This is a genomic window from Faecalibacterium intestinale (genome assembly GCF_040096575.1).
Lineage (GTDB): Bacteria > Bacillota > Clostridia > Oscillospirales > Ruminococcaceae > Faecalibacterium > Faecalibacterium intestinale.
On record NZ_JBBMEN010000004.1, the window covers coordinates 164,108 to 184,585 of the forward strand.

A 20,478-nucleotide genomic window follows, 5' to 3' on the forward strand; every position below is an offset into this window, starting at 1 on the left:
GCACAGTGTTTTGTGCAACGCTTTTTGTTATCCGTTTTCTTTATTGCGGTACATCCGGACGTCCGCCTGACGGATGGCTTCGGTCAGGGGCTGCACATCGCATACCCCGCCAATGCTTACCGAAAGCCGGAGCTCCGGGTGGCTGGGCACCCGTGCCGCCTGCACGGCGTCCTGCACACGCCGGATGACGCTTTCCACCCCGTTGGGGCGGCTCTGGGGCATCAGCAGCAAAAATTCATCGCCGCCGTAGCGGATCAGGATATCGGTCTGGCGCAGGCAGTTCTGCATGGCTTCCGCCACCGTTTTCAGTGCTTCATCTCCCACCAGATGCCCAAAGCTGTCGTTGACCGCCTTGAACTGATCCACGTCGATCATCGCCACGCCGCCGCTCATCTCGCCGCTGGCAAGGAACTTATCAAAATAGCGGCGGGTGTAGGCCCCGGTCAGGGGGTCTACGAAGGCGCTGCGCTCCATTCCGTCGCAGCGGTCCAGCAGCAGCCGGTGGCCGCCCATGTCCAGCCAGCGGCCATCCGTCAGCCGGGTGACCATTTCCAGCATACAGCCCCTGCCGCCTACCTCGATGTACTTGGAGATGACAAAGTAGGCTTCCTCGTCCTTGAACTCGATCTTATTCAGGATGGTCTTGCGGGCGTAGGCTTTGGCCGAGATGCAGTTCTCGCACCGGGTATCCCGGTTCCATACCATGTGGCAGCTGCCGGGCTTTTCAGTCAGGATGCCGTCACTGTCCAGCGTAAGCACCTTGCGGTGCCCCGGGTCTACCAGACGCACCACGTCAAAGATGCCCTGCAGCCGCCGCAGGAAGTGGGCAGGGTCCTCTTCCGGGTCAAGTGCGGTCAGCAGTTCGGCCTGATGCTCCACGCGGTGCTGCTCGTCGGTGAGCTGACCCAGCACGTTCACGCAGCGGCGCACCCCGGCACCGCTCCAGATAGTATGCAGCGCCATCCGGTGCAGCCGCGGCTTCCCATCTCGCTGCACCATGACCGGCAGCACCACGTCCGGCGCTTCCGGCGTGGCGCGGCTTATGGCCTTGGAAAGCTTGCGCCGATCCTGCTCGTTCAAAAAGCCAAGTCCCCTGCCCTGTGCAAAATCCGTTACCGTTTTTTGCTGCATCGGCTCGGCGTGGTAGTCATACACCGTCACGCTGCCAGCCAGCAGGTCGTAGTCGAACCGGATGCCGCCGCACTGGGCGGCGTAGAAATCCGTGCGCTCTTTTTCCTGCTCCAGCAGCAGCTGGGAGTGGTTCTCCCGGGGCAGCGCCTCCCGGTGCAGGATCTCCTCGGAAAGGCGGTGGGTCTCCTGCCGGAAGCCCCGGTCCCACTCCGAGCGGGTCAGCTCGGTGCGCAGCTGCTCCGAGGACTTTTGCAGGCAGTCCAGCAGCAGCGGGTTGAAGGCACCGCACTCGCCGTTCAATATCATGCGCAGCGCGGTGTCGTGGTCGTAAGCGTGCTTATAGCAGCGCTCGCTGGTCAGGGCGTCGTACACGTCTGCCAGCGCCACCACCTGCGCCGCAATAGGGATCTCATCCCCTTTCAGCCGGTCGGGGTAGCCATTGCCGTCCCAGCGCTCGTGGTGCCAGCGGCAGATAGCGTGCGCCACCTGCAAAAGCGGCTCGTCCTGCACAATAGCCTGTCCCAGATCCTGCAGCATCTGCGCACCCGCCACAGTATGATTCTTGATGATGGCAAACTCTTCGGCGGTCAGGCGTCCGGGCTTGTTCAGGATCTCCTCCGGGATGACGATCTTGCCGATATCATGCAGCGCCGAGGCCGTGCTGATGCGGGCGATATCGCTTTCGTCCAGCTGATAACGGTCGGTCTTTTGCACCAGCCGGTGCAAAAGCAGGTCGGTCAGAGTGCGGATGTGCAGGACATGAAGCCCGCTTTCGCTGTTGCGGAACTCCACCACATGGCTCAGAATGCTGATCATCAGCACGCTGTTGTGTTCTTTTTCGTACACCTGATCGGTGACAAGGCGGGTGAGCCGCTTTTGCTTAGCGTACAGCATGAGGACATTCTTCACCCGGCGCAGCACCATGATCCGCTCGAAGGGGCGGCGGATGTAGTCCGTTACCCCCAGATCGTAGGCGCGCTCAATGTTGGCGGTGTCCTCTGTCGCCGAAATGACGATGACCGGGATCTCGTCCAGCCATGCGTGGTACTTCATCACCCGCAGCACGTCAAAGCCATCCATGCCCGGCATCATCAGGTCCAGCAGCAGCAGAGAGATATCCGTGCGCTGCCGCATCTGCTCCACCGCCGCTGCGCCGTCCTCGGCTTCCAGATAGTCATAGCCATCGCCCAGTATCTCCTTGAGCAGGGCACGGTTGATCTCGGAATCATCCGTGATCAGGATCTTCGGTTTCTCGTTCATGGCCATGTCTCTCCTTCTGCCGCTGTTCCGCTCCGGGCACGCTGTCCGCACCGACCGGATGCAGCGGACTTACGCCCGGCATCCGCTTTTTTTACATTCATTTATACTTTACTGGATTTTACAGCAAAATGCAAGGCTGCGTGCAACATTTCTGCCATTTTCCGGTATTTTCTGCAAACGTTCTCATTCCCGGCTGTATAAATGCAATCCAATTTTTACAGTACCCTTTTTTACAGTACCCTTTGCAAACGTTGTTCGAAAGCAAGCCGTTTGTCGTTACAGCCCTTCCTGTGAAAATGCGGTTGCAGCGCTCCGCAGAGCGCTGCAACCGCGAAATATAAACCTTATTTCCGCTGATGATGCGCAAAGCAAAGCGGAGCGCATTTTAAATCGTCCCACGCAGAAAGAAAAAGGACTGCTGCGCAAAACACGCAACAGTCCTTTCTAGGTTTACTCTTGGGGCATCATGGCATCGAACCAGCCCATCAGCTCCGCGGCCATCTGCTCCAGCCGGGTCTCCGGCTGCCATGCAGACTGTGCGGGCTCCGGGGGCAGTGCCTGTTCCGGGGCGCAGAGCAGTTCTTCCGTTTCCGGTACAGGCTGTTCCGGTGCAGCCTCGCACTGCGGATCAACCTCGGGGGTTGTATCCGGCTGTGCGGGTGTTTCCGGGGCAGTCTGCTGTATGGCTGCAAGGGCAGCTTCGGCTCTGCGGCAGGCGGCTTCAGCCTTTTCTGCCCGGGCATTGGCCAGCTCCAGCTGCTCCCATGCCTGCTCGCAGGCGGTCTCCAGCTCTGCATTATCGTGCTTGAGGGCAAGCAGAGTGCGCTCAAAGGCGAACATCCGGGTCTGATACCGGCGCACCTCGGCGCGTGCCGCAGCCAGCTTGCGGCTCAGCTGCTCTGCCTGCGCCCGGGCGCTTTCCGCCTGAGCTGCGGCAGATGCCTGTACAGTGACCTGCCGGGCAAATTGTCCGCGCAAGGCACCGGTCTCCCGCTCTGTCTGCACCATGATGCCCTCCCATGCACACCTTGCATGGAACCGGCGCTGACCGCATGGGCGCAGCTGCCAGCCCCATTGTAGCCTGATCTTACTTACGCTTGTTCAGGATGGCCAGCAGCTCATCGTAGTAACGGTTGTCGCTGCTTTCCTCCTCCACGGCCTTCTTTTCAGCCGGAGCAGCAGCCGGGGCGGTATTGCCTGCCGGGGCTGCGGTTGCACCGGTGTCGCTGCTGAACACCGCAGACGGCACAGACTGTGCACCGCCCATGGCGTTGTTGATGCTGTTGCGCAGGTCGCTGGCGCTCTTGTTGTCAAAACCGGTGGCCACAACGGTCACGCGCATCTCATCGGACAGGTTCTCATCAAATGCAGTACCCCAGATGATGTTTGCATCGGGATGTGCGCTCTGGGTGATAAGACCTGCGGCGGTCTCCACGTCCTCCAGACCGATGTCCGGGCTGGAAGTGATGTTGATGATAACGCCGTGTGCACCGGCAATGCTGGTCTCCAGCAGCGGGCTGGAAATAGCAGCCTTGGCGGCGTTCTCGGCCTTGCCTGCACCCTTGGCGCTGCCCACGCCCATGTGGGCGTAGCCGGCATCCTTCATGATGGAGCGCACATCGGCGAAGTCCAGGTTGATGAAGGCGGGCACGTTGATCAGGGCAGAGATGGACTCAACGCCCTGACGCAGCACGTTGTCGGCAGCCTGAAAGGCATTCATCAGGGTGATCTTTTCCTGACTGATCATCTTCAGGCGCTCGTTGGGGATGACGATCAGGCTGTCAACGTGCATCAGCAGGTTGGCAATGCCCTGCTCGGCCAGACCCATCTTGCGCTTGCCCTCAAAGGAGAAGGGCTTGGTAACGATGCCAACAGTCAGGATGCCCAAATCATGTGCCACCTCGGCCACAACGGGTGCTGCACCGGTGCCGGTGCCGCCGCCCATACCGGCGGTGATAAAGACCATCTGGGAGCCCTTGAGGGCATTGGCGATCTCGTCCTTGCTTTCTTCAGCGGCGCGCTGGCCGATCTCCGGGTCTGCACCCGCACCGCGACCCTTGGTCAGCTTGGAACCCAGCTGCACCTTGACCGAGGCATGGTTCTTGGCCAGTGCCTGCTGGTCGGTATTCATGGCGATGAACTCCACGCCCTGCAGGCCGTCGCTCACCATGCGGTTCACGGCGTTGCCGCCGCCGCCGCCTACACCGATCACCTTGATCGTCGTAACGTTTTCGTCCAGTTCTTCGTCGAGCATCAATGCCATAACTTTGTCCTCCATCGGATTTTTATGTGGAACTGCGCAAAAGCCGCACAGAAACTATCATACGATACTTATATAACTGTATCGTATCATTTTTTTGCTCCGATTGCAAGACAAAATTGCTTTTTCATGGGTGTTTTTTTCGCAAGCCCTCTCCGGGCGGGAATTTCCTGCCAAATCTGTGCGCCCAGCCCCGCCAAAAGCCGGTCAAGGTCCGCATACCCGCGCCGGACAAACTCCACCCCGCCAAGGCGGCTGCTGCCCCGGGCAGCCAGTGCCGCAATCACCAGCGCTGCCCCGCCCCGCAGATCCGGTGCGGTCAGCTTTGCCCCGTGCAGCACCCCGGCGGGCTGCACATACAAGGTGCGCTCTGCCACCCGGACGTTTGCCCCCAGCGCCGCAAAGCCATCGGCGCAGGCAAAACGGTGTTCAAACACCCTGTCCTGCAGGCTGCTTTCGCCCTGTGCGCAGAGCATCACCGCCGCCAGCAGCGGGGCGGCGTCCGTGGCAAGGCCGGGATAAGGTGCGGTGTGCACATTTCCCGCGCCGCGCAGCGCCCCGAACCGTGAAATGGCGGCAGCATCGCGCGCACGCTCTACGGTGCAGCCCATTTGTTCCAGAATTTCCAGCAGCGGCGCATACAGCCCGGGTGCGCAGCCCGCCAGTTCCACCCGGCCGCCCGCCGCTGCCACTGCGCAGGCCAGTGTGGAGGCGATGATGCGGTCTGCCACCGGTGCAAAGGTGCAGCCTGCAAGGCAGCGCTTTCCCTGCACCCGGATGGTGTCGGTACCCGCGCCCTCCACACAGCCGCCGCAGGCGTTGAGGAAGGCGGCAAGATCCGCGATCTCCGGTTCCTTTGCGGCACCATGCAGCACGGTCTGCCCCTGCGCCGTAGCAGCGGCCAGCAGCAGCGTTTCGGTAGCGCCCACGCTGGGAAAGCTAAGACAGATCTCCGCGCCCCGCAGCCCCGCCGGGGCGTACAGTGTAAGCTGTCCGGGCGCAGCGGGCAGCTGCCGCACGCCCATCTGCGCCAGCCCCTGCAAATGCAGGTCGATGGGTCTCGCCCCAATGCGGCAGCCCCCGGGCAGTACAGTGTTCACCCGCCCCAGCCGCGCCAGCAGCGGCGCACAGAACAGGATGGATGCCCGCATCCTGCCTGCGGCCTCCGGTGCAAGGTCGGTGCGCATGGGCTGCCCCTGCACCACCAGCGCTGCGCCCTGCCAGCCCGCCGTGCAGCCCACGCCCCGCAGCAGGGCAAGACAGTCCTCCACATCGGTCAGGCGCGGCACATTTTGCAGCCGCACCGGCCCGCTGCATAGCAGTGCTGCTGCCAGCAACGGCAGCACACTGTTTTTGGCCGCAGGCACTTCCACCCTGCCCTGCAAAGGCCGTCCGCCCGTAATGATCCAATCCCCAGCCATGCCAAGACCCCCGTTCTGCAAAAGATACCCCATGGTATGCAAAACGAGGGTCTTTGGTCAAAGAAATGCGCCGGAAACGGCTTTCCCGCTGTCTGCGGGATTTGTCCGGTCATTTGTCCGCTTTTTTCGGCTTTCCTGCACCGATATTTCCCCTTTGCGGCTGGAAATGCCGGTCTATATCAGCTTTCGCCCCTGGATACCGAGAGCACGATGCCCATCTCGCCCAGAAGCATCATCAGGCTGGTGCCGCCGGAGGAGAAAAAGGGCAGGCTGATGCCGGTGTTTGGGATGGTGTTAGTAACTACCGCAATATTCAGCACCGCCTGCAGCGCCACCTGCACCACAAAACCCACCACCAGCAGTGCCCCGAAGCGGTCCGGCGCGTGCGCCGCCAGCGTGATGCCCCGCCACAGCAGCGCACTGAACAGCAGAATGACCGCACACGCGCCCAGAAAGCCCAGTTCCTCGCAGAGGATGGAAAAGATGAAGTCGTTCTGCGGCTCGGGCACGAACAGATGTTTCTGACGGCTGTTGCCCAGCCCCAGCCCTGCCGCCCCGCCGGAGCCGATGGCATATAGGCTCTGGATGGTCTGGTGTCCATCGCCCAGCGGGTCGGCAAAGGGGTCGAGCCAAGAGTTGAGCCGGTCGGCGGCATAGGGCACCAGCTCCGGCATGAGCACGATGGCCGTGCCGATGGCGGCAGCGCCGCCCGCCCCCGCCAGCATGAACCACCGCAGCCCGGTGCCGCCCACGAACATGAGCACCGCGCCGATACTCAAGATCAGCACCGTGCCGGAAAGGTGGGGTTCCAGCAGCATGAGCACTGCCACCACCCCCAGCACCAGCGCAAAGGGTACTACCCCCACCGCAAAGCTGCCCATGCGGTCGTGGTTCAGAGCGATGATATGGGCAAATACCAGCACCACCGCAAATTTGGCGATCTCGCTGGGCTGTAATGTGCCCAGCCCCGGCAGCACCAGCCAACGCTTACAGCCGTTATACTCCGGCATGAACAGCACCGCCGTCAGCAGCACCAGCGAGAGCGCCAGCAGCGGCCACGCCAGCTTGTGATAGATGTGGTAGTCCACCCGGCTGGCCATCCACATCGCCGCCAGACCCATGGCGGCGTACAGCAGCTGCGGCCGCACATAGGCAAAGGCGTCCTGCCGCCGGTACAGTGCCACCGCGCTGCTGGCGCTGCACAGCATCACCAGCCCAAAGGCTACCAGCGTGAGCACCAGCACCAGAAAGGGCAGGTCCATGGGCGGCAGCGGCCGCAGCAGCCCTTTGCGGGCAGCAGTTCTGTGCAATCCCGGTCACCTCCGTTTTATGTTATTGTACGCGGGTGCGGGGGCGGTTAGTCATACACGCTGCTGCCGGGCGCATAAACTGCCCGCAAAGGGGGTGCTGCCATGCGCGGCTCAAAACCCACGGACGCCCTGCGCACTTTACCGGAGCGGGCGTTCCGTCTGCGGGCGCGGCTCATTGCGGTGGGGCTGTGCGCCGTCTGCTTTGCAGGGCTCATCGGGCGACTGTTCTGGCTGCAATTATGCACCGGCGACTGGTACACCCAGCGGGCGCTGGGACAGCAGCTGCGGGACACCGTTGTGCCCGCTGACCGGGGCAAAATATACAGCGCCGATGGTGCGCTGCTTGCTGCCAACAGCAGCTGCTGGACCCTGCGCGCCAGCCCCCGGGAGATGCCGGAGGAGAAGCTTGCCCTTGCCGCCAAAGGGCTTGCGGAGATACTGGAATTGGACGAAACAAAACTGCTGGAAAAGTTCAGCGACCGGCGCTCCAACGACCGCCTTTTGCGTTACCGGGTGGAGCGGGAAACCGCCGATGCAGTGCGGGATTTCTGCGCGGCGAACGGCATTACCGGCGTGCGCATCAATCAGGATTCCAAGCGCTGGTACCCGCAGGGGGAGCTGCTGGCCTCGGTGCTGGGGTTTACCAATGTGGACAACGCCGGGGTCAGCGGGCTGGAGCTGAAATATAACGACACCCTTACCGGGCAGAATGGGGTGGTGCTGACTGCGGTGAATGCTTGGGGCTACACGCTGGCGCAGAGCTACGAGACGGAACTTACGCCCGTGGAGGGCAGCGGGCTGCGGCTGACCATCGATGCAAATATTCAACATTACCTTGAAAATGCGTTGAATTATGCGGTGCAGGAGCACCATGTAGCTGCCCGCAGCGTGGGCATCGTGATGGATGTAAACACCGGGGCAGTGCTGGCCATGGCCACCACCCCGGCCTACGACCCCAACCAGCCCCGGGTGATCGCCGACAAGGCCGCGCGCGCCACCGTGGACGCTCTTTCCGGTAAAGAGCGCGCCGCCGCCCTGCAGCTGGCACAGCAGACCCAGTGGCGCAACAAGGCGGTAAGCGACTTATACGAGCCGGGCAGTGTGTTCAAACTCATCACCTGTGCGGCAGCGCTGGATGCCGGTGCCATCACCCGGCACTCCACCTTTTACTGCGGAGACTCCATCTCGGTGGCAGGCACGCGGTTCCACTGCGCCAACCACAAACGCCACGGCAGCCAGACCGTGACACAGGCGCTGGAAAACTCCTGCAATCAGAGCTTCATCCAGATCGGGGCGCGGCTGGGCAAGCAGGCTTTCTGCGATTATTTTGCCGCTTTCGGCCTACGGGAGCCCACCGGCATCGACCTGCCCGCCGAGCCGAAAAAGAGCCTGTACTACATCGCCGACCGCATGGGGCCGGTAGAGCTGGCGTCCTGTGCCTTCGGGCAGAGCAGCAAAATTTCCTATCTGGAAATGGCTGCTGCCGTCTGCGCGGTGGTAAACGGCGGGCGTCTGATGCAGCCGTATCTGGTATCGGACATCCTTGCGCCGGACGGCAGCGTTTTGCAGCACAATGCCCCGGTGTGCAAGCGGCAGGTGATCCAGCCCGCCACCTCCGCCGCCATGCGGGAGATGATGGAGGCGGTGGTGCTGTACGGCGGCGGACGCAACGCACAGATCGCGGGCTACCGGGTGGGCGGCAAAAGCGGCACCAGCCAGAAGCTGGACAGCGCCGACGAGAAAGCCCGCATCGCCAGCTTTGTGGCGGTAGCGCCCATTGATGATCCGCAGTTTTTGTGTCTGGTCTGTCTGGATGAGCCACACAGCTGGACCACCGCCGGCGGCAGTCTTTCAGCACCGGTCTGCGCCGAAGTGCTGGAGCAGACGCTGGTGTACAAGGGCGTCCCCCGGGCAGCGGACACCGGCAGCGCAGACGCGCAAGCCGCTGCCCTGCCCGCCGATGGGGACAGCTTTGACGGAGCGTGATGATTTGGAATGCGCGCCGCGTTCGCTTTGCGCATAAACAGCGGAAGAATGATTTTTAATTTGCAATTCTGGAAAATCTGCGGATTTTCCAGAATTGCCTTTTCACGGGAGGGGGCGTGGCGGGAAACGGTAGTTGCAGCACCGCTTTCTGCGAAAGCGCGGCGCTGCGGGCGAGCGCTTGCTCCCCCTCGGGGGAGCTGTCGCGCAGCGACTGAGGGGCTATAAATGGAGAAGCGAAAAAAGCGTTAAAGCGCTAGCGCCGACTGGCGCAGCGCTAGCTTTTTTGTGCTTCGACTTCTGTTTTAGGATTGTCAAGGGCGAGCAGCCCTTGGCGACGGGTTGCGGCACCTAGCATCCGCTTCGTGCCTTGGGCGGCACTCGCGTCTTGCTGGCCGCTGCCCCAACAACTGCTCCCTGTTTCCGCCGCTGGCGGCGGTCGCAGTTGTTGCGTTGCAGGGTGGGTGTAGTCCAGAGGTAGGGAGGGGGGACTCGGAACACCCCTCCCTGCCTCTGGCCCAGCGGAGCGTCTTTGCACGCTTGCGGCAAGCAGATACCTTTACCCGCAGCGCCGCTGCAAATGCTGCTATTCAGCCGCAAAAAAATAACGGAACGTCCGCAGACATTCCGTTACGCTGAAATGTATAATGATTTTTAGTTCTGGTTCGGCTGGGGGCGGAAGGTGATCTCGCCGGTGGTGCTGTCCATGGCGTCCACGATGGCAAGGCTTTCCAACTGGATGCCCTTGCTGCGGATCAGCTCGCCGCCCTGCTGGAAGCCCTTTTCCACGGCGATGCCGATGCCCTCTACGGTGGCACCGGCTTCCTCGGCCAGTTCCAGCAGACCCATCAGGGCGCAGCCGTTGGCCAGAAAATCGTCGATGATCAGCACATGATCCTCCGGGGTGAGGAACTTTTTAGAGACGATGACGTTGTAGATCTTTTTGTGGGTGAAGGACTGGATCTGAGTCTTGTAATTATCGTAGTCCAGATTGATGCTCATGGATTTTTTTGCAAACACCACCGGCACGTTCAGCTCGCTGGCCACCACAGCCGCAATGCCGATGCCGCTGGCTTCGATGGTGAGCACCTTGTTGATGGGCTTGCCCGCAAACAGGCGCTTCCACTCCCGTGCCATCTCGCGGAACAGCGGGATGTCCATCTGGTGGTTGATAAAGCTGTCCACCTTGAGCACGTTGCCTTCGCGCACAATGCCGTCCTTGCGGATACGATCTTCCAGCATCTTCATAAAGTATATCCTCCAACCCTTGCAGGTGCGTTTTCTGTCTCCGGCTCGCCCGCCGCGAAAAGCGCCCGCCTGTTTTCCATTCCCGGGCGCGCGCCACACGCGCCCATCATATAATGTTTCACCTAGTATACCGGAAGCATCCCGCTTTGACAAGGGGTTTTCTTGCCAAAATTCGTAAAAATACGGCACCAAACCTCTTCGTTTTTTCTAAAAGTATGACCTTGTCCAAAAATACCGAAACTTCGCGAGGTTGTCAGGTCATTTTTGGCTTATCCTCCCTTGTTCTTTCGCGGTTTTCGAGTATACTATTCTTGTAGGAGAAGGGTAATATTCGGGATTTTTGACCGGACGAGGAGGAAAATGGTATGAAAACAGGACTTGTGCTGGAAGGCGGCGCTATGCGCGGAATGTTCACCGCTGGCGTACTGGATGTGCTGATGGAGCATACCATCCAGTTGGACGGTGCCATTGGTGTGTCGGCGGGGGCAGTGTTCGGCTGCAACTACAAGTCGCACCAGATCGGGCGCACCATCCGCTACAACACGGAATACTGCAATGACAAGCGCTACGCCGGCTTTGGCAATCTGCTGCGCACCGGCAACCTGTACAGCGAGCAGTTTTGCTACCATACCGTGCCGGAAAAGCTGGACCCCTTTGATACCAAGGCTTTCCGGGAGAACCCCATGGACTTTTTTGTGGTGTGCACCGATGTGCGTACCGGCGAGCCCATCTACCACAAGTGCCGCACCGGCGACGCCGAGGACATCCGGTGGATGCAGGCTTCGGCATCCATGCCGCTGGCGGCAAAGATCGTAAAGATCGGCCACTATCAGCTGTTGGACGGCGGTGTGGCAGATTCCATTCCTGTGCGCTTTTTCGAGTCCATCGGCTACAAGCGCAATCTGATCATCCTGACCCAGCCCAAGGGTTTTGTAAAGCAGAAAAACAAGATGCTGCCCCTTATCCGGGCAAGGTATGTGCGCTATCCCCCTTTTGTGGAGGCCGTGGCAGACCGGCACCAGCGCTACAATGAGACGCTGGCCTATATTTCCATGCTGGAGCAGTCCGGCCGGGCCTTCGTCATCCGCCCGCCCATCCCGCTGGAGATTCCCTCTATGGAGCGCGACCCCGCCCAGCTGCGCCGCGTTTACGAGACCGGCCGTGCCGTGGCACAGATCCAGATCGACAAGATTGCAGCCTATGTGGAAGAGTGCAAGGCTGCACCGGAAGAATAACACGAAAGGCTGCTGCACAGGTTTGTGCGGCAGCCTTTTTTGATAAGAGAACGATCGGGAATGTCCTCCGCTTTGCTTTGGGCATATTCAGCGGAAAAATATTTTTATTGAGCGATCCCGGAAAGTCTGCGGACTTTCCGGGATTGCATTTTCACGGGATAAAAAAGAGGCCTGCACCTTGCGGTGCAGACCTCTTGATGTTCAAGAAAGAACGGTAAGAGAAGGGGTTAAATTACTTAACCTCAACCTTAGCGCCAGCCTCTTCCAGCTTCTTCTTGATGTCGTCAGCCTCAGCCTGGGAGACCTTCTCCTTGACAGCCTTGGGAGCGCCATCAACGATAGCCTTAGCCTCCTTCAGGCCCAGACCGGTGATCTCCTTAACAACCTTGATGACCTGCATCTTGGTAGCGCCAGCCTCAGCCAGGATGACGTCGAACTCGGTCTTCTCTTCCTCAGCGGCAGCAGCAGCGCCAGCAGCAGCAGGAGCAGCAGCAGCAACAGCAGAAACACCGAACTCCTCGCAGTAGGTGTCGATCAGTTCCTTCAGCTCCAGAACGGTCAGGCCCTTGACGGACTCGATGATGGCAGTAATCTTCTCAGAAGCCATGGTAATAACCCTCCAATATCAATGGTTTTAGTTTGTTTCAGTTTTTTGTTAAGCGGCGGTCACGCAGCCATTAGGCAGCGGGCTCCTCCTGCTTGTCGGCATAAGCCTGCATTGCAACGGCCAGACCAGACAGGGTGCTGGTGAGGGCGCCTGCAAACATGGACAGCATACCTTCGCGGTTGGGCAGCTTTGCGATGGCGTTGGTCTCGGCGGCGTTCATAGCCTTGCCTTCCATGAAGCCAGCCTTCACGACGAACTTCTTGGACTTATCGCCATCCTGATACTTGCACAGGATGCGGGCAGCAGCCATGGGATCCTCTTCGTGAGCAAAAGCGACAGCGGTGTCGCCCTTGAAGTTCTCAGCCAGACCCTCCAGAGCGGTACCCTTAACTGCCAGACGCAGCATGGTGTTCTTCACGACCATGTAATCAACGCCTGCCTCACGCAGCTCCTTACGGAGCTTGGTGTCGTTCTCGACGTTAATGCCGCCGTAAGCGACGACGCAGCCGGAAACCGCACTCTCAAACTTTGCCTTCAGATCAGCGACGTAAGCCTGCTTTTCAGAAAGAATCTTTGCACTGGGCATTCGGTTTCACCTCGTTTCAAAAACTTGTATCGAAAGCCGGAGCAATGAAAAAAGCCTCTCTCCCGCGCACTGCGCCGAGAGAGAGGCATAAAGCAACTTTACGCACGTTTCTCGGCAGGCGGTCAAACTTTACACTGGACTCCAGCGCCTGCTGTCTTAAAAACAGCATGGTTATAATACCGCAAACGTGCGGCGTTGTCAAGTACTTTTTTCAATTTCCGACAAAATTTTTCTGCCATTCCGCAGAACGGCAGAAAAACATCAGAAATTCAAATTAGACACCGTACTTCAGGGTGTTCAGACGGATGCCAGGGCCCATGGTGGTGGCGATGGTAGCGCTCTTGAAGTAGGTACCCTTTGCTGCAGCGGGCTTTGCCTTGGCAATAGCCTCCATCACAGTGTCCAGGTTGGTGTACAGCTTCTCTGCACCGAAAGAAGCCTTGCCCACGGGCACATGGATGATGTTCTGCTTGTCCAGACGGTACTCGATCTTACCAGCCTTAGCCTCGCTGACAGCCTTGCCCAGATCGGGAGCCACAGTGCCGGCCTTGGGGTTGGGCATCAGGCCGCGGGGGCCCAGAACCTTACCCAGACGACCAACGCGGCCCATCATATCGGGGGTGGTCACGACGACGTCAAAATCCATGAAGCCGCCGGCGATCTTTGCGATCAGCTCGTCATCGCCAACGATATCAGCGCCAGCAGCCTCGGCAGCAGCAGCTGCGGGGCCCTTAGCAATGGCGCAGACGCGGACGGTCTTGCCGGTGCCGTTGGGCAGAACGACAGCGCCGCGGACCTGCTGGTCAGCGTGACGGCCATCAACGCCCAGACGGACGTGCAGCTCGACGGTCTCGTCGAACTTGGCGGAAGCGGTCTTGCAAGCCAGCTCCAGAGCCTCGTTCACATCATATGCCTTAGTAGAATCGACCAGCTTTGCAGCGTCGACATAGTGCTTGCCATGTTTCATTGTATATCCTCCTGTGTGGTCATGCGGGCAGTGTTATGCCCTCCCACTGTTTATGTCTCAGCCCTCGACGGTGACGCCCATGGAACGGCAGGTGCCGCGAACCATGCTGCAGGCAGCTTCCAGAGAAGCAGCGTTCAGGTCGGGCATCTTGGTCTTGGCGATCTCCTCCACCTGAGCGGCGGTCAGAGAAGCAACCTTTTCCTTGTTGGGCTTGCCGGAAGCGGTGTTGATGCCAGCGGCCTTCTTGATCAGAACAGCTGCCGGAGGAGTCTTGGTGATGAAGCTGAAGGAGCGGTCAGCGTACACGGTGATGACGACGGGGATCACATAACCCATCTGGTTCTTGGTACGCTCGTTGAACTCCTTGGTGAACGCCATGATGTTGACGCCCTTCTGACCCAGAGCAGGGCCAACAGGGGGAGCCGGAGTCGCCTTGCCGGCCTCGATCTGCAGCTTAATGTAGCCAGTAACTTTCTGTGCCATGATAAATGCACCTCCAAAAATCTGTGGTGAGTTGCGGCGCAGTGTCTCTGCGCCTCCCACGAGCGCGTGCACGCTGCACACGCTCTATAAGAACCGCACTGCGGTCTTACCTTGGTAAACGGAACTTGCCGGTTGGTTACGGCAGCTCGACCTGACCGATCTCCACCTCTGCGGGGGTCTCGCGGCCGAACATATTGACCTTGAGCTTTACCTTGAAGCTCTCGGTGTCGATCTCTTCCACAAGGCCCATAAAGCCTTCCAGAGGACCGGCGGTGATCTGCACGGTATCGCCGACAGCAAAATCGACGCTGAGCGGTGCAGCCTTCTCCACGCCCATCTTCTCCACTTCCTCAGCGGTCAGCGGAACGGGCTTGGAGGCGGGGCCAACGAAGCCGGTGCAGCCGCGCGTATTGCGCACGACATACCAGGTATCGTCGTTCATCACCATTTTGACCAGAACGTAGCCGGGGAACAGCTTGTGCTCCACCATCTTCTGCTTACCGTTCTTGTCGATCTCAGGAACCATCTCGACGGGAACCTTGATGTCGCAGATCAGCTCCTGCAGGTGGCGGTTCTCCACCATGGTCTGCAGGTCGTTGGCGACCTTGTTCTCGTAACCGGAATAGGTATGCACAACATACCAAAGAGCCTCAGTGGACTCATCTACCAGCTTGGTTGATTCTTCCATTTTGGTTGACCCTCCGTTTCAAGATGATTCTCAGGCGCCGATGATCAGGCCCAGAATACCACCGAAGATGGCATCCAGCAGGATCATCACAACCGCTGCAATAGCGACGGTCACGAGCACGACGATGGTGTTGGTCTTGACGTCCTGCTTGGACGGCCAGACCACCTTCTTCAGCTCGCTCTTGGTATCGCGGAAGAACTTTGCGACCCGTGCGCAGAAGCCCTTCACAGCGGCTTTAGCTTTGGCCACAAAGCCCGGCTTTTTCTCGGTTTTGTCTGCCATTATGCTCCGCCTTTCTTTTACTTGGTTTCGCGATGAACGGTGTGCTTCTTGCAGAAACGGCAATACTTCTTCATCTCGAGACGATCGGGGTTGTTCTTCTTGTTCTTCGTGGTGTTGTAGTTGCGCTGCTTGCACTCGGTGCAGGCCAGAGTGATTTTAACGGTCATTTGTTGACACCTCCATTATAACGGTTGTTTTGAACCTCCCTCGGGTGCGGGTGGCAGCTGTAAAAACAGGCGCACTTAATAACCCCGCAAAAGAGGTGATATCATTGTACCACGCGTTTTTCAATCCGTCAAGCAGAAAAAAGCGATTTTGAGAAACTTTTTTCGCAGCCGCTGTCTTTTTGTCCCAAGGCAGCTTTTTTGCATTCTGCTTGCATCGCGGGCGTAGATATTGTATAATGAATCGAAACGGCATTTTACCGGTTTGAAGCCGCCCCTTTACCGGGGCTTTATAAATAGGAGTGAGATATCATGCAGTCTGCAAATAAAATGTGCGTGGCTCTGCTGTTTGGCGGTATGTCCAGCGAACATGAGGTCAGCTGTGTCTCTGTGGGCAACTTTGTCCGCAACATCGACCGCAGCAAATACGAGGTGCTCACCGTGGGCATCACCAAGGAGGGCCGCTGGCTCTACACCGAGGCCACGGCGGAGCAGATGGCCGACGGCAGCTGGGAAGAGCTGCCCGGCAATATGCCCTGCGTGATCAGCCCGGACCGCGCCGACCACGGCATGATCCTGTTCACCCCGGACGGCCGGGTGGAAAAGATGCACCTTGACGTGGTGATCCCGGTGCTCCACGGCCTGTGGGGCGAGGACGGCACCGTGCAGGGTCTGCTGGAGCTGGCAGGCATCGCCTATGTGGGCTGCGGCGTGCTGGCAAGCTCCGTGTGCATGGACAAGGCTGTGGCCAACGCCCTGTTTGAAGCCAACGGTGTGCCCCACACCAAGTGGGTGGCTGCCAACTGCTGGGAGATCGAGAAGGATCTGGAGGGCGTGTGCGCCGGCGTTGAAGAAAAGCTGGGCTGGCCGGTATTCGTCAAGCCCGCCAACGCAGGCTCCAGTGTGGGCATCTCCAAGGTGTCCAGTCAGGAGGAGCTGAAGGCTGCCATCGCCCTTGCGCTGGAAAACGACCGCAAGGTGGTATTTGAAGCCTTTGTGGACGGACAGGAAGTGGAGTGCGCCGTCATCGGCTCTGATCCCGCTGTTGCCACCCGCCCCGGTGAGATCCTTGCCGGTGCAGAGTTCTACACCTATGATGATAAGTACAAGAACGGCGTGAGCCAGACCGTCATCCCGGCACATCTGCCGGAAGCCAAGCTGGACGAGGTAAAGACCTACGCCGCCATGGCCTACACCGCACTGAACTGCGAAGGTCTGGCACGGTGCGATTTCTTTGTGGAAAAGAACACCGGCCGGGTGCTCATCAACGAGATCAACACCTTCCCCGGCTTTACCGCCATCAGTATGTACCCCAAGCTCATGGAGCACGAGGGTCTGCCGGTGCCGCAGCTCATCGACCGCCTGATCGCACTGGCGGTGGAAAGGACGGAAAAGCAGCATGGATAATCGCCCCATCGGTGTGTTCGACAGCGGTCTGGGTGGCCTGACCGGCGTGCGGGAGCTGCGCAAGCGCCTGCCCCATGAGGATATCATCTACTTCGGCGATACCGGCCGGGTGCCCTACGGCAGCCGCAGCCCGGAGACCATTCTGCAGTACGCCCGGCAGGACGTGGCCTTTCTGCTTTCCAAAAACGTCAAGTGCATCATGGCGGCCTGCGGTACGGTGAGCAGCACCTACCCGGCTGCGGAAGCAGCGCAGCTGCCGGTGCCCTATCTTGGCGTAGTGGATGCCGCCGCCCGGGAAGCAGCCTTTGTCACCCGCAACCGCCGCATCGGCGTCATTGGCACAGCCGCCACCATCCGCTCCCGCAGCTACGAAAAGCTGCTGCGGCAGCTGGTGCCCGGGGTGGAGATCACCGCCCGCCCCTGCCCGCTGTTCGTACCGCTGGTGGAGGCCGGGTATGTGGATCACAGCGAAGCCGGAAAGCAGCAGATCACAAAGCTGGTCATTGCCCAGTACCTGACCGAGGTGCGCGAAGCCGGGGTGGATACCCTGATTTTGGGCTGCACCCACTACCCGCTGCTGAAAAGCATGATCGGGGAGTTTATGGGCCCGGGCGTCACGCTGGTGGACCCCGCCATGACCGCCGCCCATCATCTGGAGCGGATGCTTGCCGAGCGCGGACTGCGCGCCAGCCACGAGAACGGGCAGGCGCACTTTTACGTCAGCGATGTGCCGGACAGCTTCGTGCAGACGGCAGACCTGTTTCTGGGCGAGTACAAGGGCGGCCCGGTGGAGCAGATCGCCATTGATAAATATTGATAAGGAAAAACAACGTGAGCAAGCCACTGAAGGAAGACTATATCATCCGCATCAAAAGCCGCATTGAGCAGCGGCTGGACGAACCGGCTGCGGAGGAAGAAAAAGAAGAATTTGTAGAGCTGATGACCCGGGGCAGCTTTGTGCTGAAGGGCGGCAGCTACTATGTGACCTACCGCGAGACCGAGACCACCGGCTACGAGGGCTGCACCACTACCCTGAAGATCGCCGCAGACGGCAGTCGGGTAGCGATGCTGCGGTTCGGCAAGGGCGGCGGAGCCGGCACCCAGCTGCTGATCGAAAAAGGCCGCCGCAACCTGTGCCACTACGAGACCGGCTTCGGCTCCATGACCTTGGGCGTGACCGCGGACGAGATCGACTGTCAGCTGACCGAAAAGGGCGGCACCGCCCGGTTTGCCTACCTGCTGGATGCCGACAGCGCCGAGCTGGTAAGCCGCAACCGTCTGGAAGTTACCGTGACCCATGTGAATTGATGAAGTTCCCTGAGACTGTGAAAGGAATCCGACCCATGACTGATTTTGAAAAGACCTACCAGAACTACAACCCCCGGCAGGCTGCACTGGACGAGGCACGCGCTCTGCTGACCGCAGCCGCCAAGGCTGCTATGGCAGACGGCACCCTGCCCGAGGCAGAGCTGCCCGCTTTTATCGTGGAGATCCCCGCCGACGTGAAGAACGGCGACATCGCCTCTAACCTCGCCATGGCGGGTGCACGCACCTGGCGCAAGGCACCCAAGATGATCGCAGATGCCCTGCTGGCACATTTGCCCTCCATCGAGAACAGCGTGTTCTCCAAAGTGGAGGTTGCCGGTCCCGGCTTCATCAACCTGTTCCTAGCCCAGAGCTTCTGGGCAGGCGTGGTGCTGGGTGCCTGCGCCAACAAGGAGTATGGCCGCACCGACCACGGCAAGGGCGCAAAGTACAACGTGGAGTTCGTTTCTGCCAACCCCACCGGCCCCATGCACATGGGCAACGCCCGCGGCGGCGCACTGGGCGACTGTCTGGCCGCTGTGCTGGACTGGTCCGGCTACGATGTGACCCGCGAGTTTTATATCAACGATGCCGGTAACCAGATTCAGAAGTTCGGCAAAAGTCTGGCTGTGCGCTACCTGCAGCAGTTCTGCGGCGAGGATGCCCATCCCCTGCCCAAGGAGTGCTATCAGGGCGGCGACATCAAGGTGCTGGCCGGTGAGTTTGCCCAGCTGAACGGTGACAAGTACGTTGCCGCCTGCAAGGGTATGGACGAGGAAGCTCTGTTTGAGAGCGAGGCCTTTGCCGCTTTGAAGGACGCATTGGTGGCCTACGCCCTGCCCAAGAACATCGCTGCCCTGAAGCGTGACCTCGGCAAGTACCGCATTGATTACGATGTCTGGTTCCACGAGAGCACCCTGCACGAGTCCGGCGCAGTGCTGGCTGTGGTGGACAAACTGCTGGAACTGGGTGCCTGCTACAAGGCCGAGGACGGTGCCATTATGTACCGCAGCGCCCAGTACGCTGCCAAGTATGGCACCGTGAATAAGAAAAAGACCGAAGACGGCACCGAGGAAGAAGCCAAGGACGAGGTGCTCGTCCGTGCCAACGGCATCCCCACTTACTTTGCCGCCGATATCGCCTACCACTATAATAAGCTGGCAACCCGCGGCTTTGCCAAGGCCATCGATGTGTGGGGCGCAGACCACCACGGCCATGTGGCACGCATGAAGGGCGCGATGGACGCCATCGGCCTGCACGGCGAGGATCTGGATGTTGTGCTGATGCAGATGGTCAACCTGATGCGGGACGGACAGCCTGTCCGTATGTCCAAGCGCACCGGCAATGCCATCACCCTGACCGACCTGCTGGAAGAGGTGCCCATCGACAGCGCACGCTTCCTGTTCAATATGCACGACGCCGGCAGCGGCATCGACTTTGATCTGGATCAGGCCGTCAAGACCGACAACGACAACCCGGTGTACTATGTGCAGTACGCCCACGCCCGCATCTGCTCCATCCTGAAGAAGATGGAGAGCGAGGGCGTGCAGTTTGCCGGTGCGGAGAACATCGACGCCACCCTGCTCACCGAACCTTCCGAGATGGATCTGATCCGTATGCTGGCTGCCTTTCCGCAGGAGATCGTGATGGCTGCCGAGAAGTACGACCCCAGCCGCATCAACCGCTTTGTCATCGACCTTGCAAGCGCCTTCCACCGCTTCTACGGCAACTGCCGCATTCAGGGCGCAGACCCCGCCGTGCAGCAGGCACGTCTGGCCCTGTGCATCGGCGTGAAGAACGCCATCTTCAACGTGCTCACCATGTTCAAGATCAACGTGCCTGAGAAGATGTAACATAAAACCACAGGGGCTGTTGCACCAAACAATGTGCAGCAGCCCCTTTTTACGGTATATGGCAGGAAAGCAGCCGCCGCTGAATTTCGGTACAAGTCTGCTTTTTGTTGCAGATGCCTTTATTTTAGCGGGCTCGCCCTCTCAGTCATCGCTGCGCGATGCCAGCTCCCCCAAAGTGGGAGCCCTTGGCAGTCCACATAAAGTTCATCTCTTTGCCAAGGCCTCTCCCTTTGGGAGAGGTGTCACCGCAGGTGACGGAGAGGGCGAGGACGCTGACCACAGCGCCGC

20 protein-coding genes are annotated in these 20,478 nt (G+C 59.8%); 7 read left to right on the forward strand and 13 right to left on the reverse strand.

Annotation, left to right across the window (positions count from 1 at the left end; translation table 11 throughout):
* Positions 1-27: 27 nt before the first annotated feature.
* A complete protein-coding gene (locus tag WMO20_RS05240; RefSeq protein ID WP_349186050.1) occupies positions 28-2,391 on the reverse strand; it encodes a diguanylate cyclase in 2,364 nt (787 codons plus the stop codon).
* Here WMO20_RS05240 and WMO20_RS05245 point away from each other — a divergent pair.
* Positions 2,363-2,839 carry a hypothetical protein gene (locus WMO20_RS05245; RefSeq protein ID WP_349186051.1) on the forward strand — a complete coding sequence of 159 codons (477 nt, stop codon included), beginning with the start codon at positions 2,363-2,365 and terminating at the stop codon, positions 2,837-2,839. The two genes, WMO20_RS05240 and WMO20_RS05245, sit on opposite strands and share 29 nt — an antisense overlap.
* 2 nt (positions 2,840-2,841) lie before the next feature.
* On the opposite strand, the gene WMO20_RS05250 is transcribed toward WMO20_RS05245, so the two are convergent.
* From WMO20_RS05250 to WMO20_RS05265, 4 genes are all read right to left on the reverse strand, one after another.
* Entirely contained in the window at positions 2,842-3,399 is a 558-nt protein-coding gene (locus WMO20_RS05250) for a hypothetical protein (protein ID WP_349186052.1), read from the reverse strand.
* A gap of 79 nt (positions 3,400-3,478) precedes the next feature.
* Complete coding sequence (gene ftsZ, locus WMO20_RS05255) at positions 3,479-4,654, reverse strand: cell division protein FtsZ (RefSeq protein WP_349186053.1); 1,176 nt, start codon at positions 4,652-4,654, stop codon at positions 3,479-3,481.
* 86 nt (positions 4,655-4,740) lie between these two features.
* The gene (locus WMO20_RS05260; protein WP_349186054.1) at positions 4,741-6,072 is read right to left on the reverse strand and encodes a UDP-N-acetylglucosamine 1-carboxyvinyltransferase; all 1,332 of its coding nucleotides are present in this window, start codon (positions 6,070-6,072) and stop codon (positions 4,741-4,743) included.
* A 179-nt stretch (positions 6,073-6,251) separates the two neighbouring features.
* Positions 6,252-7,334: an FtsW/RodA/SpoVE family cell cycle protein gene (locus WMO20_RS05265; RefSeq protein WP_112090549.1), complete on the reverse strand. Its 1,083-nt coding sequence runs from the start codon at positions 7,332-7,334 to the stop codon at positions 6,252-6,254.
* A gap of 150 nt (positions 7,335-7,484) precedes the next feature.
* Here WMO20_RS05265 and WMO20_RS05270 point away from each other — a divergent pair, with 150 nt between their 5' ends.
* Positions 7,485-9,368: a peptidoglycan D,D-transpeptidase FtsI family protein gene (locus tag WMO20_RS05270; RefSeq protein WP_349186055.1), complete on the forward strand. Its 1,884-nt coding sequence runs from the start codon at positions 7,485-7,487 to the stop codon at positions 9,366-9,368.
* Positions 9,369-10,019: 651 nt separating this feature from the next.
* On the opposite strand, the gene WMO20_RS05275 is transcribed toward WMO20_RS05270, so the two are convergent.
* Complete coding sequence (locus WMO20_RS05275; RefSeq protein ID WP_005920489.1) at positions 10,020-10,613, reverse strand: xanthine phosphoribosyltransferase; 594 nt, start codon at positions 10,611-10,613, stop codon at positions 10,020-10,022.
* A gap of 365 nt (positions 10,614-10,978) precedes the next feature.
* Between WMO20_RS05275 and WMO20_RS05280 the strand changes: the two genes are divergently transcribed.
* Positions 10,979-11,848 carry a patatin-like phospholipase family protein gene (locus tag WMO20_RS05280; protein WP_349186056.1) on the forward strand — a complete coding sequence of 290 codons (870 nt, stop codon included), beginning with the start codon at positions 10,979-10,981 and terminating at the stop codon, positions 11,846-11,848.
* 232 nt (positions 11,849-12,080) lie between these two features.
* Here WMO20_RS05280 and rplL read toward each other — a convergent pair whose 3' ends face one another.
* The 7 genes from rplL to rpmG all read right to left on the reverse strand — a co-directional run bounded on the left by rplL (position 12,081) and on the right by rpmG (position 15,628).
* Positions 12,081-12,455, reverse strand: a complete 375-nt coding sequence (rplL, locus tag WMO20_RS05285) for a 50S ribosomal protein L7/L12 (RefSeq protein ID WP_005920491.1) — start codon at positions 12,453-12,455, stop codon at positions 12,081-12,083.
* A 70-nt stretch (positions 12,456-12,525) separates the two neighbouring features.
* Entirely contained in the window at positions 12,526-13,041 is a 516-nt protein-coding gene (rplJ, locus tag WMO20_RS05290; RefSeq protein WP_112090439.1) for a 50S ribosomal protein L10, read from the reverse strand.
* 274 nt (positions 13,042-13,315) lie between these two features.
* Positions 13,316-14,008, reverse strand: coding sequence for a 50S ribosomal protein L1 (gene rplA, locus WMO20_RS05295; RefSeq protein WP_005920494.1), 693 nt, complete (start codon positions 14,006-14,008; stop codon positions 13,316-13,318).
* 57 nt (positions 14,009-14,065) lie between these two features.
* On the reverse strand, positions 14,066-14,491 hold the full coding sequence (gene rplK / locus WMO20_RS05300; protein ID WP_005920496.1) for a 50S ribosomal protein L11: 426 nt from the start codon (positions 14,489-14,491) through the stop codon (positions 14,066-14,068).
* A gap of 136 nt (positions 14,492-14,627) precedes the next feature.
* Complete coding sequence (gene nusG / locus WMO20_RS05305) at positions 14,628-15,179, reverse strand: transcription termination/antitermination protein NusG (RefSeq protein ID WP_270193166.1); 552 nt, start codon at positions 15,177-15,179, stop codon at positions 14,628-14,630.
* Between the two features lie 30 nt (positions 15,180-15,209).
* Positions 15,210-15,461 (reverse strand): preprotein translocase subunit SecE, encoded by a 252-nt coding sequence (gene secE / locus WMO20_RS05310; RefSeq protein ID WP_005920499.1) that lies wholly within the window; start codon positions 15,459-15,461, stop codon positions 15,210-15,212.
* 17 nt (positions 15,462-15,478) lie between these two features.
* A complete protein-coding gene (gene rpmG / locus WMO20_RS05315; RefSeq protein WP_005920501.1) occupies positions 15,479-15,628 on the reverse strand; it encodes a 50S ribosomal protein L33 in 150 nt (49 codons plus the stop codon).
* 309 nt (positions 15,629-15,937) lie between these two features.
* On the opposite strand from rpmG, the gene WMO20_RS05320 reads away from it, so the two are divergent.
* The 4 genes from WMO20_RS05320 to argS are packed head-to-tail and all read left to right on the forward strand — an operon-like array spanning position 15,938 to position 20,190.
* Positions 15,938-17,032, forward strand: a complete 1,095-nt coding sequence (locus WMO20_RS05320; RefSeq protein ID WP_349186057.1) for a D-alanine--D-alanine ligase family protein — start codon at positions 15,938-15,940, stop codon at positions 17,030-17,032.
* The gene (gene murI, locus WMO20_RS05325; protein ID WP_055187013.1) at positions 17,025-17,849 is read left to right on the forward strand and encodes a glutamate racemase; all 825 of its coding nucleotides are present in this window, start codon (positions 17,025-17,027) and stop codon (positions 17,847-17,849) included. Before WMO20_RS05320 ends, murI begins: the two co-directional genes overlap by 8 nt.
* A gap of 14 nt (positions 17,850-17,863) precedes the next feature.
* Complete coding sequence (locus WMO20_RS05330; protein ID WP_236131825.1) at positions 17,864-18,340, forward strand: YwiB family protein; 477 nt, start codon at positions 17,864-17,866, stop codon at positions 18,338-18,340.
* 35 nt (positions 18,341-18,375) lie between these two features.
* Complete coding sequence (gene argS, locus WMO20_RS05335; RefSeq protein ID WP_349186058.1) at positions 18,376-20,190, forward strand: arginine--tRNA ligase; 1,815 nt, start codon at positions 18,376-18,378, stop codon at positions 20,188-20,190.
* The last annotated feature ends 288 nt before the right edge of the window (positions 20,191-20,478 follow it).